Here is a 16,763-nt window from a genome sequence, read left to right on the forward strand (position 1 = left end):
GATCCTACTGAATACTAAAATAGTCTAACTATCAAAGGAATCAATTTCATTTAGGTTAAAGCTATAAACTTGTTTCTCATCAACATGATAAATATTAATATATTGCTTTTCTTCATCGAAATTCAATATACGACATGGAATATTGAAGTGTTGACCCTGCCGATTTGCTGTCAAACGTACTAGTCGATTGTCTATAATACATGACCTAATCCAGTTCCTAGGGTCTTCAATTGGTTTTGTGTTTGGAGAAATAAGCTTTGGAGTGGAGCGCTGAATTATAGGTTTTACTACCCTAGATTGAGATACCGACTTTTCCCCTTTACCAATTTTATTGTGATTGGATGCTGTGGAGTTGGGTATATTCGTTTGAGTGGTCGGTGGATTATTCTTTATTTCCAGAAGGGTATCTATAATTCCACCAAGCTTCATTCCGGATTTGACTCTGAAATCCAAAATATGTTCACTTTGATTCATCATTTCAATTAACAATTGAAGTGCAATAGCATTGGATTGGTTCTTGATTAATATATCGACATTGAATAAATAACCTATATCCTCATTGTCTTGTCTGATATTCATATGTCCCCCAGCCTATCATTGAAATCTTATATCGTTTATAGACTATACCATTAAAATGGGAAAAAAAATAGTCCATATGTCGTAGGTCTTAAGAGAGATACTTCAACATTTGTACAATATAAAATACTGAATGGTGCTCCAATGTTTCAAATGGCATGGGATAGGGGTAAGATATAGTTATGAGCAAATCTTATCTAATTCAATTATAGAAAAGGAAGCGATTAATATGGTAAAGGCAACTTCAGCTAAAACACAAAAGACAACTTTAGAACAAGTGTTAAATCAACAAGTAGCTAACTTAAACGTATTATATGTAAAGGCACATAATTATCATTGGTATGTCCGTGGTGATAAATTCTTTACATTACATGAGAAATTCGAAGAATTATATAATGATATCACTTTGAAGATGGACGAAGTGGCAGAACGCTTATTGACTATTAAAGGAAGTCCAGTGGCGACGATGAAGGAATTCCTGGATATGACTACAATTCAAGAAGCTGAGGGTAATGAGGACGCGGGTAAAATGGTGCAAAATATGATTGAAGATTTAGCTACGGTGTCGGAAGAATTAATTGAAGGCATCCAATTGGCAGAGCAAGCCACTGATCATGTAACAGCAGATATTCTGACTGGTATCAAGGGTGACTTCGAGAAGCATATGTGGATGCTTCGTTCATTATTAGGATAAATTAAGCAAAGAGTTGCCCATATGAATAAATAATGATAGTTGGGCTTGGCTGATCCACTTGGCCAAGTCCATTTTCCTTGTGAAGGAGTCATTAATAATAGATGGATAATTACTTTAATAAAAAGAAATAAGTGAGAATCATTGAGAATCATTTGGATTTAGTTTAGAATAAGTATAAAGAACGTAACTCATACTTGAAACTGGAGAGAGAATACGATTCCAAATATAGCTTTTATTTTTTTAACCAATATAAAAAACGGAGGGAATAACAAATATGACTACAAATTTCGTCATCGAAGGACTTAAAGCATCAATTGAAGGTAAGGAAATACTAAAAGGTATCAACTTGGAGATGAAAGGCGGAGAAGTTCACGCCATCATGGGTCCAAACGGTACAGGTAAGAGTACATTAGCTTCCGCATTGATGGGACATCCTAAGTATGAAGTTAGCGAAGGTAAAGTGTTACTGGATGGGGAAGATATTCTCGAGATGGCTGTTGATGAACGCGCTCGTGCTGGACTTTTTCTAGGGATGCAATATCCAAGTGAAATTAGCGGGGTAACCAACTCCGATTTCCTTCGCAGTGCCATGAATGCACGTCGTGAAGAAGGAAGCGAAATATCACTGATTAGATTCATTCGCCAAATGGAAGCAAAGATGAAAGAACTTGAAATGAACCCAGAGTTTCTTCATCGTTATTTGAACGAAGGATTCTCAGGTGGAGAAAAGAAGCGTAACGAAATTCTGCAAATGATGATGCTTGATCCTAAAATTATTATTCTGGATGAGATTGACTCAGGTCTGGATATCGATGCATTAAGAATTGTTGCCAATGGTGTGAATGCGATGAGAGGTGAAGATCGTGGATTCCTTATTATTACGCATTATCAACGCCTACTGAGCTATGTTAAGCCTGATTACGTCCATGTGATGATGAATGGTGTTATTGTGAAATCCGGTGGACCTGAGTTGGCTGAACGTTTGGAAGCTGATGGTTATGATTGGATCAAGGTAGAGCTAGGTATTGAAGACGAAACTGTAGGGCAAGAAGCGTAAATATAACGGGAGGAGGACATTGAAATGACAACACAAACCATTCTTCCGGTTAATACCGAAAGTATAGCAACAATATCGAAACGTAATAATGAGCCAGGTTGGTTAACAGAACTACGTTTAAAAGGATTGGAGTTAGCGAGTCAATTGGAACTTCCTCGTCTAGAGAAGACGAGAATTGATCGTTGGAACACGCAAGATTATGGAGCGTACCAAGATTCGACCGTGATTGATTCTATAGAGAAGCTTCCAGCTACGGTGCAAGGATTGATTAAAGATCAAGGATTACAAGATAGTCTTATTGTTCAGCATAATTCCGGCGTAATATATACTAAGCTATCTTCTGAATTGGCAGATCAAGGTGTTATCTTTATGGATCTTCATACAGCGGCAAGTAAACATGAGGAATTAGTGAAGAGTTACTTGCATAAAGCGATTGGAATGGAAGAAAACTACATTACAGCTTTGCATGCTGCGCTTTGGAACGGTGGAGTATTCCTATATGTACCTAAGAACGTTGAAGTTACGATACCACTTCAGGCTATTTTTCTAACGGATGAAGGACAGGCAACCTTTGCGCCACATGTATTAATTATCGCAGATACCAATAGTAACGTAACTTATGTTGATAATTATATGTCTGGTGAGCTTGAAGGAGAAGTTGTTCATAATGGCTCTGTTGAAGTGTTCGCAAAAGCTGGAGCGAAGGTTCGTTATGCTACAGTGCATCAATTGGGTAAAAAAGTGACGGAATTAACTTATCGCCGTGCTATCTTGGACAACGATGCTGTAATCGAATGGATCGTTGGTGAGATGAACGATGGGAATACGATGAGTGATACGAATTCTATCCTCAAAGGGAATGGATCATCTTCTGATTCTAAGATTATCGCTGTTGGATCGGGAGCACAGAAGCTTAATTATACGACCAAAGCACAGCATTTCGGCAAGAACACGCCTAGCCAAATGATTACACGCGCTGTATTACGTGAAGAGTCCACAGCGATTATCAATGGGATTACGAAAATTGAACATGGCGCTTCCGGAGCAGACGGTCAGCAGACGGAAAAAGTGTTAATGCTTAGCCCGAAAGCACGTGGGGATGCGAATCCAATGCTTCTAATTGATGAAGATGATGTAACGGCAGGTCACGCAGCATCTGTTGGGCAAGTGAATGCGGAACAAGTCTATTACTTAATGTCCCGTGGTATTACGCGTTCAGAAGCAGAGGCTTTGATTATTTATGGCTTCTTGGCTCCAGTAGTAACTCAGATTCCACTGGAAGGCTTGCAGACCCAGCTTCAATCCCTCGTTGAAAGGAAGCTAGGACGATGAACCTTGACGTTCGGGAGCAATTTCCTATTCTGCAGCAGGAGATCAACGGACATCCGTTAGTCTATCTGGATAGCGCAGCTACTTCTCAGAAGCCACGTGCCGTTATTGATGCTCTGCAGCATTATTATGAGTGGGATAATGCGAACGTTCATCGCGGGGTGCATACTCTAGGTAGTCGTGCTACAGATGCCTATGAAGGTGCTCGTGAGAAAGTAGCTCGCTTCATAAATGCCAGAAGTACACAAGAGATTATATTCACTCGTGGAACGACATCGGCATTAAATATCGTTGCTACATCTTATGCTCGTGCGGTATGTCGCGAAGGTGATGAAATTGTAATTACACCTATGGAACATCATAGTAATCTTATCCCGTGGCAGCAGGTAGCTAAAGCTACCGGTGCTACGCTCAAATATATTACGTTACAACCGGATGGGTCGGTTGATCTAGCTGAAGTTGAGAAATCAGTAACAGCTCAGACCAAAATTGTATCCATTGCACATGTATCCAATGTTATGGGAGTCGTGAATCCCATTAAACAAATTGCTGAGATCGCTCATCGCCACGGTGCTATTCTTGTGGTAGATGGGGCTCAAAGCGCTCCACATATGAAAGTGGATGTTCAAGACTTAGATAGTGATTTCTATGCATTTTCTTCTCATAAAATGTGTGGTCCAACTGGTATCGGTGTACTTTACGGTAAGAAGGCACTGCTTGAGTTCATGGAGCCAGTTGAATTCGGGGGAGAAATGATCGATGAGGTAGGTCTTTATGACTCAACGTGGAAAGAACTTCCATGGAAGTTTGAAGGCGGAACCCCTATTATTGCAGGTGCTGTAGGATTAGGTGCAGCTATTGATTTTCTTAATGAGATTGGATTGGATAATATCGAACGCCATGAGATCCAACTAGCAACGTATGCTATGAATCGGCTATCTGAAATTAAAGGGATTTCACTGTATGGACCTCGAAAGAGGGATGTTGGTCTAATTACCTTTAATCTAGGCGAGGTCCATCCTCATGATGTGGCTACCGTATTGGATGCGAGTGGAATAGCAGTTCGAGCTGGACATCATTGCTGCCAGCCGTTGATGCGTTGGTTGAAAGTGAATTCTACCGTTCGTGCAAGCTTTTACTTATACAATACAGAAGATGACATTGATCGTCTCGTTAGTGCCTTAATCCAGACAAAGGAGTATTTCGGCGATGAAACTTGATGACTTATACCGTCAGGTAATTATGGATCATTATAAGAATCCACGTAATAAAGGGAAATTCGAAGAGGGTGCCATAACGGTGGATTTAAACAATCCAACATGTGGTGACAAGATTTCACTGCAACTTAAGGTCAATAACGGAGTCGTGGAAGATGCTAGATATACGGGTGATGGATGTTCCATCAGTATGTCCTCGGCCTCGATGATGACAGCTGCGGTGAAAGGTAAAACCTTGGAAGAAGCTAAGGAAATGATTGCACGTTTCTCGGAACTTATGCAGGGTAAAGACGTTCAATTTGATGATTATGAAGATATTGAAGCCTTATCTGGAGTGAATAAGTTCCCTGCACGCATTAAATGCGCAACGCTCTCTTGGAATGCACTACGGAAAGTGATTGATGAGGAACAGTTCAATAAATTATGATAGGGAGATGAAATATTATGGCTAAGAAATCACCAGAAATCGAAGAATATAAATATGGGTTTCGCGACGAACATGAATCTATTTTTAAGACTGGAAAAGGTTTGACTCGTGAAGTTGTTATGGAAATATCCCGTATTAAGAATGAACCAGAATGGATGCTTGATTTCCGTCTAAAGGCATTAGAACAGTTTGAGAAAATGCCAATGCCAAATTTCGGTGGAAATATGGATGATCTGGATTTCAATGAAATCCAATACTTTGTTAGAGCTTCAGATAAACAAGGTAAGACATGGGAAGAGGTTCCTTCCGAAATCAAGGAAACATTTGATAAGTTAGGTATTCCTGAAGCAGAACAGAAGTTTCTTGCCGGTGTATCTGCTCAGTACGAATCAGAGGTAGTTTACCATAGCATGCAGAAGGATCTTGAAGATCAAGGTGTTATCTTCATGGATATGGATACAGCACTTAGAGAACATCCGGAAATTGTTAAGAAATATATCAGTACAGTGATCCCAACAACCGATAACAAGTTCTCAGCTTTGAACAGTGCGGTGTGGTCGGGCGGAAGCTTTATCTATGTACCTAAGGGTGTTGTATGTGAAATGCCTCTACAAGCATACTTCCGTATTAACTCTGAGAATATGGGGCAATTCGAACGTACGTTGATTATCGCGGATGAAGATAGCCATGTTCACTATGTAGAAGGCTGTACAGCTCCAATATACAGCACGAATTCTCTGCACAGTGCCGTTGTAGAGATTATCGTTATGAAGAATGCACGAGTACGCTATACGACAATTCAGAACTGGGCACCGAATATCTATAACCTGGTCACGAAACGTGCTGTAGCAGAGGAAAATGCAACGATGGAATGGGTGGATGGTAACATCGGTTCTAAACTGACGATGAAATATCCTTCTGTTATTCTTAAGGGTCGTGGAGCAAAAGGAATGGTTCTATCGATTGCCATTGCAGGTAAAGGTCAACATCAGGATGCTGGGGCCAAAATGATTCATTTAGCACCTGACACGACTTCTACGATTGTATCTAAATCCATCAGTAAGCATGGTGGTAAGGTAACTTATCGTGGTCTAGCTTCCTTTGGACGTAAAGCAACAGGGGCTAAGTCTAATATTCAGTGCGATACGTTGATTCTAGATAACGAATCCACTTCGGATACAATTCCATATAATGAGATTATGAATGATAATATTATATTGGAGCATGAAGCTACAGTATCGAAGGTGTCTGAAGAACAACTCTTCTATTTAATGAGCCGTGGCCTTACAGAGGCTGAAGCCACTCAAATGATCATTATGGGCTTCATTGAACCGTTCACGAAAGAACTTCCAATGGAATATGCGGTAGAAATGAACCGTCTTATCAAGTTCGAGATGGAAGGCAGTATCGGGTAAAGAATGATGGATAAAGTAGAAGCAGGCTCCCTAATCATAGGGAGCCTGCTTTTTTAAAATATAAGAAAGTTTAAGTTTCACTTGATACTCTATACCTTATATTTCCGCTGAAAAGGGTACCTTAAAGTGATACGAAGTATCGCTAGCATAAGTTTTTTTAAAAAGGACGGCATAGCCGTTTCTACTTGTGAGAATAATTAAACGATGATTTGTTCAATTGATAAATGACGTTCGATAGAAAGATCTAAAAAGCTTGTATCGATCTGAATGAGAGGTCGAAAGAAGTCTTGATTATTGGTCATGATGATGGTTCCAGTTTCGCCAGAGGATAAGATAACTTTCTTTCCAATGAAATTGGGAAGCATATGTCTTATAAAAGCTTGCGTTGGTTTGCCATTTAATTTCCCGAAGCTAAGATTATAGATCTCTTTAAGAACAGATAACAATTCTTGCTTAGACTGATAGACTCGGTGAGTAGTCATCGCACTGAATATATCAGCGACTGCTGTAATTTGTGAGAATGGATGAACGTTATGCTCATTGATTCTAAGAGGATAACCACTGCCATCATCACGTTCATGATGCTGTAGAGCGACTAGTGCAGATGCTTCATCCATGGAAGAGTTGCGAATGATCTCGTATCCATAAGTGGTATGAAGTTTGACTAGTTCATATTCTTCTGGTGTTAATTTATCAGGCTTATTAAGTAATTCAGGAGGTATTCTGCATTTGCCGATATCGTGTAAATATCCTGCTTTGCCTGCTATATAGGCATCCTTCTTGGAGTAGCCAAGCCAAGTCGCAATATAATAAGATAGCATTCCAACCTGCATAGAGTGATAATATGTATAGTCATCCTTCTGATCAAGTACGAGCAATAAAGAAACAACGTCTTTATTCTCTATCAACTGATCAACTAAGGGATGCATGATGTCGTCGATCACAGTATTATTTATTGATCCTGTACTGAGTGCTTCTAAGTAAATATTCTCAAATCCATCAACTGCTTGTTCTATATCAGGCTTAGCTCTAGAGAGGGCTTCTTCTTTCTTTGTTAAATCCCTTACTGGATCCACTACATTGAAAGACCGGACATCTACAAAGTCGACTCCATGCTGCAATAGCTTATTAATCTCAGGTGATCCTAATGCAGTGTTTTTTTGCAAAACGTGTAAGCCATGATCACTAAAAGTGTCCGCTAGCAAAATATCTCCGGGTTTTAAATCTGTTACATGAACTCTCAAGTGAAATCTCCTCTCGTAAAAATGATACATTAAGTGTATCATATCAAGAAAAAAATGGATTTACAATAAATATTAGACGGGTAGTATATTCTAAATGGACGTACCACAAATTTTTAGTAAATGTTATGATTGGAAATGGTGATTTAATGAAGTGAAAGTAGGAGGGGATCCATATCATGCCACCCATTCATAAAGAAAGGCTAACGATATTACATACGAATGATATTCATAGCCACTTTGAAATGGTAAGCTCGATTGCCGCGCTGGTATCAAAAGAAAGAGATATTGCCTCAGAGAGTCCCCTTCTTCTATTGGACATTGGAGATCATATGGATCGTATGGCAGTAGAAACGGAAGGAAGTATGGGGCAAGCGAATACGGATATTATAAATCTAACAAACTATGATGCGATTACGATCGGTAATAATGAGGGTCTTACCTTTACACCGGATTTGTTAGAGAATGCCTACAGTGGGTTGTTATGCCCTGTCGTCTGTTGTAATATTCGGGAAATAAAGAGTGATCTTTGTCCAAGCTGGATGAAGGAACAGATCATCATAACGAAAGACAACATTAGGATAGGGATTGTTGGCGTTACCGCGCCTTTTGATGAGTTCTATAGACTGATTGGCTGGGAGGCACTTAACCCTGAACAAATGTTGCAGGAGCAGATCACTTTATTAAGACCGAAAGTGGATGTACTTATTGTTCTTTCTCATCTAGGGCTTCCATCTGATCGTAAACTAGCGACCAATTTAGAGGGAATAGATATTATACTAGGTGGACATACCCACCATCTACTTGAGGAGCCCTTACTTATCGGAAATACTAGTATTTGTGGCGCTGGTAAATTTGGTCAACATGTGGGTAAAGTAATTATGGAGCGCGAATTGGATGGTAAATTCAGAGTGGTGTGGGGAGGATGCCTCCCAGTGGACCCATTTCAAGAGGAGGAGAGTGTTACCACAGCTCTGGAGATTCATCGCGCTCAAGCAGTGACTGCTTTGCAACGCACCATTACAGTGACAGATCATGCCTTGCCACTGAATGAAGGCGATCAGGAGACTCCTTTTGGAAATCTGTTAGCTCAATCGCTACGTCAATTTACTAAGTGTGAACTATCGATAGTTAATACGGGTCAATTGTTAGGAACTTTACCCGCAGGTGATGTCACGGTAGGTATGTTGCACAGATTATGTCCTTCCCCCATTAACCCATGTATCCTTAAATTAAAGGGAAGTGACATACGTTATACGTTCGAACAAAGTTTGTTGTCTGAATATAAAGAAAAGCAGATCATGGGATATGGATTTCGTGGAAAAGTGTTAGGAAGCATCGCGGTGGATGGTGCAGAAGTTTTCTATGATCCTTCACGATCTCCCTTTGATAGAATCACCAAAGTTAGCATAAATGGTTACCCTTTGTGTGAGGATCAAGAATATATAGTTGGGACCATCGACATGTTTATTTTTGGAGTGGGTTATGACAGAATTGCTACGGGCAAAGATAGAAAATTTATTTTGCCAGAATTTCTAAGAGATTTATTAAGTATTGAGCTTCAAAGACCGAGTAGTTTTAATGAAAGTCATGTAGTAAGATGGAATAAGCTAGTTTAAAAACCGTCAACATCACATAATAATAGTCAGTTCAATGGAAACAATCTTAGGAGGGAAATATGGATATTATTACAGCAATTATTCTTGGGATTGTAGAAGGGATCACAGAGTTCATTCCTGTCTCTTCAACCGGTCACATGATTTTAACATCTAGATTAATGGGATTTAACGATCAAACCGATATAATGAAGACTTTTGAAATTGTGATTCAATTGGGTGCCATCCTTGCTATAGCTATAGTATACTGGAGACGCTTATTGAGTCTTGTGGGATTGAATAGTAAGCAAAAGACATCTATTAATGGGATTCAGCCAAGTAAGAGATTAGATTTAATCCATGTCTTGCTGGGGATAACGCCTGCACTCGTTGTTGCTTTTTTTGCAAGGGATTTTATCAAAAGCTTATTTAATGCTAATACAGTGGTATGGGCATTAGTGGCTGGTGGTATATTTATGATTTTTGCAGAATGGTATAATAAATCAAAGTTAACTATAACTGCTCAAGAGTTGGACGATTTGACATACAGACAGGCATTCATGATCGGAATATACCAGATCATATCGGTTCTATGGCCAGGATTCTCACGTTCAGGTTCCACGATCGCAGGCGGAATGTTGAGCGGAGTTAGTTATAAAGCATCCGCAGATTTCTCATTTTTGATAGCAATTCCAATTATGTGTGCTGCTTCAGGTTATGAATTACTTGATTCATACCGATATTTTAATAGTGAGACTATTGGTTTTTTTGTTATAGGATTTTTGATATCGTTTGTTGTTGCATATTTCGTAGTATTAGCGTTTATGAAACTAATACAGCGTATTAGTCTTACTCACTTTGCTATTTATCGGTTTATACTTGCAGCTATATTCTGGATATTTATATTGAATTAATCTCAATGAAGAGTATACTCTTTGAATGGATTCAAATATAACTACCGAGATTAGATTGTCAGGACCATTCTTCATGTAGGAGGATACACATTGCGACTAGTACCTGTATCGATGCTTCAAAGTGGAATGAAAATAGGCAAGAAAATATTCAGTATGGAAGGCGTTACTCTATTGGCAGAAGGTGTAGAGTTAACGGATAAGCTGATTAGTAGATTGAAAGAAATAGATATTGGATACGTATATATTCAAGATAAATGGACAGAAGACATCATTATTCCTGAGGTTCTACACGAGGAAACTCGTCGTAAGGCGATGCGTGCGATTCGTTCAAACTTTCAAAGAATATCGGATCCCTCAAGTTCTTCGCATCCTGTAGGAGGATATCGTCATTTGGGCAGAGAGTTCTCTGCAGTGATGGATTCCATTCTAGAAGATCTCAGCGGTCAGGAATTACCGATGATTATGCTCATGGATATGAACACTACGGATCATTTCTTATATAAGCATTCTTTAAATGTATGTGTATATACTTTAATACTTGGTGCTGCTAGCGGGATGACTCAAGATCAGCTAAAAGTACTGGGGATAGGATCGCTTCTGCATGATATAGGGAAAACCCAGATTCCAGTTAAAGTATTGATGAAACCTGGTAAGCTTGATGATGAGGAATTTAATCAGATGAAGAATCATACGAATATTGGATATCAAATATTGAGAGAGGAATGTGATATTCCACTACTTGCTGCCCACTGTGCGCTGCAACATCATGAACGATTAAATGGTACAGGGTATCCTCGTGGACTTAAAGGTTCTGAAATTCATGAGTACGCACAATATCTAGGACTGGCGGATTCATTTGATGCGATGACATCTCACCGTGTGTATAAGCCTGCGATGCTTCCACATCAAGCTATGGAAGTGTTGTATACGGGTTCTGGCACGCTGTTTGATCAGCATAAGTTGGAAATATTCCGTGATAAGGTAGCTATTTATCCACCAGGCATGAGTGTTAGACTTAGTACGGGTGAGTCTGGTGTCATATGTAAGATACATCCGATGATGCCACATCGCCCAGTAGTTCGTGTCATGACTGGGTATAATGGGGAAGCATTGAGGGCCCCTTATGATCTTGATTTAACAAAAGTACTATCCACTGTCATTACGCATGTTGAGGGTTTAGAATCACCAGAATTAGTAGCACAATAAACCGTAATGAAAGAGATCTATGAAACCGCGACATCGGGCAGGTCATTTCGGTAGTGGGACAGTATCATGTTCCGCTATCGTTGGACGATCGGTATTACGCGGTTTTTTTGTGATGGGAAGAAGGGTAATGCGCGAATGCGGTTAACTTCTCTTCATGATATGATATTAATTATTAAATGAAATAAGGTGGTAAATATGATTACAGAAAATACTAGTAGGGCACAATTACAACAGTTATCGCCAATTTATGATCCTTGGGAACCTATAAATTCACTTCGAAAGCACGGTAGACATGTCTTGACTAGCGTAGAGATGACAGTGACTCACTTATGTAATATGCGCTGCGAACATTGCGCAGTAGGTGACATGCTTGTTATGAAAGAGTCAGATTCCCTATCACTGGATATAATGTTAAGAAGATTAGACGAGGTGGAGCATCTAGAAACGATAAGCATGACAGGGGGAGAACCTCTATTTCGTAAGCAGACCGTTGATGAGATCATCGTACCTCTTCTGAAATATGCTAAAGAACGTGGGATCAAAACTCAGATAAACTCTAATTTGACGATGGGTATGGATCGCTATGAGAAGCTACTCCCCTATTTAGATGTAATGCATATGTCGTTCAACTACTTGAATGGGGATGACTTTCATCAGGTTGGCTTTGCGAATAGCGCACGTCCAGTTAGCAAAGAAGCAGCTTACCGTCTTTATGATACGATGATCGAGAATACTCGTGTGCTTAGTGATGCAGGAATGTACATATCGGCTGAATCGATGATCAATTATCGAACACATACGAAATTGGATAAGATTCATCAATTGATTGCTGAAATGGGCTGTCAACGTCATGAAGTACATCCAATGTATGCATCGAACTTTGCCTCAAGCTTACCTGTATTATCTTTAGATGATATGCGTAAGGCTATATACCGTTTACTTGATACACGCGATGAGAATATATGGATGCTGTTCGGGACGCTTCCATTCTATGCATGTAGTGATTCAGAGGAGGATATGAATCTTCTTCGTCGTTTAAAAGAGTCAAAGAATGTAACGGTTCGAAATGATCCGGATGGTCGAAATCGGGTCAATGTGAATTTATTCTCTGGTGATGTGTATGTGACTGATTTTGCAGAAATTCCACCTTTTGGTAATATTAAAAGCGAAGCGCTTGATGATATTTTCAGAAAATGGATGAATGGTCATCCTTTGAATCAAAAAGTGAACTGTCATTGTGATGCGGTAGGCTGCTGTGGGCCTAACCTTCTCGTGGCAGATATGTATTATAAAGACGTAGATTTTAAACAAAGAACAGCGAACAGTCTATAGAAATGAGGGATTCATATTGCCTACTGAGTTTGCAATCGGGGAACTTATTGTGAATATAGCTCTAGTATTGCTTCTTGTATTGTTAAATGGAGTGTTCGTTGCGGCGGAGTTCTCACTTGTGAAGATGCGTCAAACACGTATTACACAATTGGTCAGTGAAGGGAATAAATTAGCCGGGTTCGCCCTTAAAGTAAATAACAAACTTGATTCATACTTATCGGCAACTCAGTTGGGGATCACTCTGACTTCTTTGGGACTTGGTTGGATAGGAGAACCAGCTATTTCAGAGCTTCTTGTTAAGCCTATCATGTTTAAATTAGGTGTTACTGACCAGACTCTTATCACAACAGTGGGGGTCACAGTAGGATTTAGTATAATTACATTCTTACACATCGTATTGGGAGAATTAGCTCCGAAGTCCATTGCTATTCAGAGAACGGAAGGAACGGCACTTGCACTTTCTGCACCCTTGATCTTCTTCTATAAAGTATTCTTTCCTGTGATCTGGGTGTTGAATGCTACTGCAAATGCTCTTCTACGCATGATTGGAATTCAACCAGCAAGCGAGTCAGAAGCGGCTCACTCAGAAGAAGAAATTCGAATCCTTATGAGTCAAAGTGCTCGAAGTGGTGTGATTGATAAAGATGAAATGAAGTTGATGGACAATATTTTTGAGTTCTCGGATCTGTTAGCGCGTGAAGTCATGTTGCCTCGAACAGATATGGTCTGCTTATATGCGAATTTATCTATTGAAGATAATATTAAGATCATTAGTGAGACTAAGCATTCACGATATCCTGTTGCATTGGAAGATAAAGATCAAATTTTAGGATTTATTCATATTACTGACCTACTCCTTGCAGATAAAGAACAACAAGAGGACTTTACGTCCATGATTCGTCCAATATTAAACGTCCCTGAGTCTATGGAGATCAGCCATGTGCTTCGTCTGATGCAGAAGAAGCATTCACAACTTACACTAGTTGTAGACGAGTATGGTGGAACCGCAGGAATGCTGACAGCCGAAGAAATTCTTGAGGAGATCGTTGGAGAATTATATGATGAGTTTGAGGATGAACGTGAAAATGTGGAGGTTAATGGGGACTCTATTTCCGTTGAAGGTAGAATGCTTATTGAGGCTGTTCATGATCTTACGGGTGTTGTGATTGAGGATGATGAAGTGGATACTATTGGTGGATGGTTGTTCAAAGAACTTGAAGGTAGTCCGGTCAAAGGTAAAAAGGTACAGGTAGGCAATTTTATATTTCAGGTCGAAGAATCAACTCGCTTGCGCATTACAAGAGTCATGATACTCCGAGTAGATAAGAAGGAGAACATGAAGGAGCAATTAGAGGAAGAAGATCTATAATGAGATATGGCCTGATCATCGCTTTTAAATGAGCGCTTAGGCTTGGCAGAAGATAAATCTTCGGCCAAGCTTAAGCATTTTTTTGTTGTATTTTAGTTCATTTTCTGGGCTAATGTCATATGCTAATTACGAAGAGATGATCAAGATACGTAATATGAATCTGAAGGAGGAGACTTTTGTTGAACTCACAAATCCGCAGTTACACACCGTTTGTGGGACCATTTGATCCCTGCCCACCATTGTTATGTAGGACGTATGTGGTGCCACCTAATCAATTTATTAACTTCCAACCATCGGGTTGGCCGCAATTTAGCCTTCCTGAAGCCTTGAGACGGGGGACGCTCTGGCCTGCACTTTATAGCCCATATACTGCTAGACAATCACAAGGGGGGGCTTCTTGATGGAGGGTACACCTATACCGTGTGATCAACAATATTATGAATGGCTTGAAGAACTTCAAATTGTAGATTTCGCTCTTGTGGAACTAAACCTATTTCTCGATACACATCCTGAGGATCTACAAAGCATTCAACAGTACAACCAACTATCACAAGAAAGAATGCGGCTCGCGAAGCAATTCCAAGAGGTATACGGACCTCTTCTGAATTTCGGTCATGCTTTTTCAAAGTTTCCATGGCAATGGTCACAATCCCCTTGGCCTTGGCAAGTCTAGAATCTAGCGGAGGTGAGGTTTATTTATGTGGGTTTATGAGAAAAAGTTACAATATCCTGTAAGGGTTAGTAAGTGCGATCCCCAAATGGCTAGATACTTGTCTGAACAGTATGGTGGTGCGGATGGTGAGTTGGCGGCAGCACTCCGTTATTTAAACCAACGTTATACGATTCCCGATAAGGTTATTGGTCTATTGACAGATATCGGAACGGAAGAATTCGCTCACCTCGAGATGATCGCGACCATGATTTATAAACTAACCAAGGATGCTACAGTAGAGCAGCTTAAAGCCGTGGGTCTGGGCGCTCATTACGCGGCCCACGATAGTGCGCTGTTCTATGAGAACGCCTCAGGCGTACCATTTACAGCAGCCTATATTCAGGCCAAAGGTGACCCGCTGGCGGATCTGTATGAGGACATTGCTGCTGAAGAGAAGGCACGGGCTACATATCAGTGGCTTATTGACCTGACTGATGATGTTGATCTTCAGGATAGCTTGAAGTTCCTACGAGAGCGTGAGATTGTGCATGCATTACGCTTTAAGGAAGCGGTAGAGATGATCAAGGGAGATCGGGAGCAGCAGAAAGTGTTTTAAGGGAATTTAAAAGGAGTAAAGCAACCTTAAAAGGGATGCTTTACTCCTTTTGAATTCCAACAGATCATTAAAGATGGGTTGTGCTTCCGCATAGCCGCCACCGGCTCTAACCAGCCCGACGACGCGGTCTCCCGCTTTCACATGCGTGACCTTCTCTGTAGAAGGTATTCTAAGGGGAGAATTAAATTAGAAGCTGATGCCAATAATGATATGGCATCAGCTTTTTTAACCTGACAGATTGGCAAGCCAAGTGAGACAGAACATCGATGAATGTATTTCAAGAGTCCATATAAGGCGTCTCACCTGTGATCGGAGGCAGAAGTGTATGGAACAGCTATATATCGAAAGTACCTTTTTCATCATGTGTAGACACTCAAGTCGATGTATATATAGTATTCTTTACATTGGAGGATTGATAACACTATTATGAAGAATATGAAGATTGAATTTTCGCTCACATTAATGATTTCGATCATAAGTGCTATTGGGTTTGGATGGATTGCATTATGGATTGGGAATGCCAGGGTACTGAACTTTGATCAAACGATTATTTCATATGTACAAGGGAGGGAATCTCCCCTACTTACGACGATCCTGACATTTTTCACTGATATCGGTAGTGGAGTTTCCATTTCGATCATTACGATTATCGTTATGATCGTTCTTTATAAATTTTTGGGGCATCGCAGAGAACTTATGTTTCTAGCGTGGGTAGTGATTGGTTCTGCACTGCTAAATATGTTATTGAAATTATTATTTCAACGTGCGAGACCTACCCTTCACCGCATTGTGGATGCTAATGGTTATAGCTTTCCAAGCGGGCATTCCATGGCAGCTTTCAGTCTCTATGCGGCTATAGCCTTCTTGGTGTGGAAGCATGTACCTAACGCAATAGGTCGTATGTTTATCATCATTCTCAGTTCCATATTCATACTGACCATCGGTGTGAGTCGTATTTATTTAGGTGTACATTATCCAAGTGATATTATTGGAGGGTATTTGATGAGTGCCTGTTGGCTCACCGCTTCGATATGGTCTTATCAACGGTATTTAGAACGATTAGAACGAGTAAGGTTGTAGGATCCATCTTCGTGGGAAGCGAATTAGTTCTATTGTTATTCAT

General features: G+C 40.1%; 17 protein-coding genes. 15 read left to right on the top strand and 2 right to left on the bottom strand.

Features of this window, described 5'->3' with window-relative positions:
- Window positions 1-24: 24 nt before the first annotated feature.
- Window positions 25-579: a hypothetical protein gene (locus tag ACP8HI_RS02605; protein ID WP_438349587.1), complete on the bottom strand. Its 555-nt coding sequence runs from the start codon at window positions 577-579 to the stop codon at window positions 25-27.
- 226 nt (window positions 580-805) lie between these two features.
- Here ACP8HI_RS02605 and ACP8HI_RS02610 point away from each other — a divergent pair, with 226 nt between their 5' ends.
- The 6 genes from ACP8HI_RS02610 to sufB all read left to right on the top strand — a co-directional run bounded on the left by ACP8HI_RS02610 (window position 806) and on the right by sufB (window position 6,715).
- Window positions 806-1,270, top strand: coding sequence for a Dps family protein (locus tag ACP8HI_RS02610; RefSeq protein ID WP_438349588.1), 465 nt, complete (start codon window positions 806-808; stop codon window positions 1,268-1,270).
- A 274-nt stretch (window positions 1,271-1,544) separates the two neighbouring features.
- On the top strand, window positions 1,545-2,327 hold the full coding sequence (sufC, locus tag ACP8HI_RS02615) for a Fe-S cluster assembly ATPase SufC (RefSeq protein ID WP_438349589.1): 783 nt from the start codon (window positions 1,545-1,547) through the stop codon (window positions 2,325-2,327).
- A gap of 24 nt (window positions 2,328-2,351) precedes the next feature.
- On the top strand, window positions 2,352-3,659 hold the full coding sequence (gene sufD, locus ACP8HI_RS02620) for a Fe-S cluster assembly protein SufD (protein WP_438349590.1): 1,308 nt from the start codon (window positions 2,352-2,354) through the stop codon (window positions 3,657-3,659).
- Window positions 3,656-4,876: a cysteine desulfurase gene (locus ACP8HI_RS02625; RefSeq protein ID WP_438349591.1), complete on the top strand. Its 1,221-nt coding sequence runs from the start codon at window positions 3,656-3,658 to the stop codon at window positions 4,874-4,876. The genes sufD and ACP8HI_RS02625 overlap by 4 nt, the downstream gene beginning before the upstream one ends.
- Window positions 4,866-5,300 carry a Fe-S cluster assembly sulfur transfer protein SufU gene (sufU, locus tag ACP8HI_RS02630; RefSeq protein WP_438349592.1) on the top strand — a complete coding sequence of 145 codons (435 nt, stop codon included), beginning with the start codon at window positions 4,866-4,868 and terminating at the stop codon, window positions 5,298-5,300. The genes ACP8HI_RS02625 and sufU overlap by 11 nt, the downstream gene beginning before the upstream one ends.
- A gap of 17 nt (window positions 5,301-5,317) precedes the next feature.
- Window positions 5,318-6,715 (top strand): Fe-S cluster assembly protein SufB, encoded by a 1,398-nt coding sequence (gene sufB, locus ACP8HI_RS02635; protein ID WP_438349593.1) that lies wholly within the window; start codon window positions 5,318-5,320, stop codon window positions 6,713-6,715.
- 197 nt (window positions 6,716-6,912) lie between these two features.
- Here the strand turns inward: sufB and ACP8HI_RS02640 are convergent, their stop codons facing one another.
- Window positions 6,913-7,959 carry an HD-GYP domain-containing protein gene (locus ACP8HI_RS02640; protein WP_438349594.1) on the bottom strand — a complete coding sequence of 349 codons (1,047 nt, stop codon included), beginning with the start codon at window positions 7,957-7,959 and terminating at the stop codon, window positions 6,913-6,915.
- 176 nt (window positions 7,960-8,135) lie between these two features.
- Between ACP8HI_RS02640 and ACP8HI_RS02645 the strand changes: the two genes are divergently transcribed.
- The 9 genes from ACP8HI_RS02645 (at window position 8,136) to ACP8HI_RS02685 (ending at window position 16,720) form a co-directional block, all read left to right on the top strand.
- Complete coding sequence (locus ACP8HI_RS02645; RefSeq protein WP_438349595.1) at window positions 8,136-9,575, top strand: bifunctional metallophosphatase/5'-nucleotidase; 1,440 nt, start codon at window positions 8,136-8,138, stop codon at window positions 9,573-9,575.
- Window positions 9,576-9,634: 59 nt separating this feature from the next.
- Window positions 9,635-10,465, top strand: a complete 831-nt coding sequence (locus tag ACP8HI_RS02650; RefSeq protein ID WP_438349596.1) for an undecaprenyl-diphosphate phosphatase — start codon at window positions 9,635-9,637, stop codon at window positions 10,463-10,465.
- Window positions 10,466-10,555: 90 nt separating this feature from the next.
- The gene (locus ACP8HI_RS02655) at window positions 10,556-11,671 is read left to right on the top strand and encodes an HD-GYP domain-containing protein (RefSeq protein WP_438349597.1); all 1,116 of its coding nucleotides are present in this window, start codon (window positions 10,556-10,558) and stop codon (window positions 11,669-11,671) included.
- A gap of 195 nt (window positions 11,672-11,866) precedes the next feature.
- Entirely contained in the window at window positions 11,867-13,003 is a 1,137-nt protein-coding gene (yfkAB, locus tag ACP8HI_RS02660) for a radical SAM/CxCxxxxC motif protein YfkAB (protein WP_438349598.1), read from the top strand.
- Window positions 13,004-13,019: 16 nt separating this feature from the next.
- A complete protein-coding gene (locus ACP8HI_RS02665; RefSeq protein ID WP_438349599.1) occupies window positions 13,020-14,372 on the top strand; it encodes a hemolysin family protein in 1,353 nt (450 codons plus the stop codon).
- Between the two features lie 179 nt (window positions 14,373-14,551).
- A complete protein-coding gene (locus ACP8HI_RS02670; protein ID WP_438351684.1) occupies window positions 14,552-14,773 on the top strand; it encodes a spore coat associated protein CotJA in 222 nt (73 codons plus the stop codon).
- Window positions 14,773-15,045, top strand: coding sequence for a spore coat protein CotJB (locus ACP8HI_RS02675; protein WP_438349600.1), 273 nt, complete (start codon window positions 14,773-14,775; stop codon window positions 15,043-15,045). The genes ACP8HI_RS02670 and ACP8HI_RS02675 overlap by 1 nt, the downstream gene beginning before the upstream one ends.
- Window positions 15,046-15,070: 25 nt before the next feature.
- Window positions 15,071-15,640 carry a manganese catalase family protein gene (locus tag ACP8HI_RS02680; RefSeq protein WP_438349601.1) on the top strand — a complete coding sequence of 190 codons (570 nt, stop codon included), beginning with the start codon at window positions 15,071-15,073 and terminating at the stop codon, window positions 15,638-15,640.
- A 435-nt stretch (window positions 15,641-16,075) separates the two neighbouring features.
- Window positions 16,076-16,720, top strand: a complete 645-nt coding sequence (locus ACP8HI_RS02685) for a phosphatase PAP2 family protein (protein ID WP_438349602.1) — start codon at window positions 16,076-16,078, stop codon at window positions 16,718-16,720.
- The last annotated feature ends 43 nt before the right edge of the window (window positions 16,721-16,763 follow it).

The organism is Paenibacillus sp. FA6 (genome assembly GCF_051550225.1).
GTDB lineage: Bacteria > Bacillota > Bacilli > Paenibacillales > Paenibacillaceae > Paenibacillus_AQ.

Coding starts and splice junctions, on each gene's coding strand:
- ACP8HI_RS02650 (WP_438349596.1), top strand. CDS start 9,635: ATGGATATTATTACAGCAATTATTCTTGGGATTGTAGAAGGGATCACA.
- ACP8HI_RS02605 (WP_438349587.1), bottom strand. CDS start 579: ATGAATATCAGACAAGACAATGAGGATATAGGTTATTTATTCAATGTC.
- ACP8HI_RS02680 (WP_438349601.1), top strand. CDS start 15,071: ATGTGGGTTTATGAGAAAAAGTTACAATATCCTGTAAGGGTTAGTAAG.
- yfkAB (WP_438349598.1), top strand. CDS start 11,867: ATGATTACAGAAAATACTAGTAGGGCACAATTACAACAGTTATCGCCA.
- sufU (WP_438349592.1), top strand. CDS start 4,866: ATGAAACTTGATGACTTATACCGTCAGGTAATTATGGATCATTATAAG.
- ACP8HI_RS02610 (WP_438349588.1), top strand. CDS start 806: ATGGTAAAGGCAACTTCAGCTAAAACACAAAAGACAACTTTAGAACAA.
- ACP8HI_RS02625 (WP_438349591.1), top strand. CDS start 3,656: ATGAACCTTGACGTTCGGGAGCAATTTCCTATTCTGCAGCAGGAGATC.
- sufD (WP_438349590.1), top strand. CDS start 2,352: ATGACAACACAAACCATTCTTCCGGTTAATACCGAAAGTATAGCAACA.
- ACP8HI_RS02645 (WP_438349595.1), top strand. CDS start 8,136: ATGCCACCCATTCATAAAGAAAGGCTAACGATATTACATACGAATGAT.
- sufB (WP_438349593.1), top strand. CDS start 5,318: ATGGCTAAGAAATCACCAGAAATCGAAGAATATAAATATGGGTTTCGC.
- ACP8HI_RS02675 (WP_438349600.1), top strand. CDS start 14,773: ATGGAGGGTACACCTATACCGTGTGATCAACAATATTATGAATGGCTT.
- sufC (WP_438349589.1), top strand. CDS start 1,545: ATGACTACAAATTTCGTCATCGAAGGACTTAAAGCATCAATTGAAGGT.
- ACP8HI_RS02685 (WP_438349602.1), top strand. CDS start 16,076: ATGAAGATTGAATTTTCGCTCACATTAATGATTTCGATCATAAGTGCT.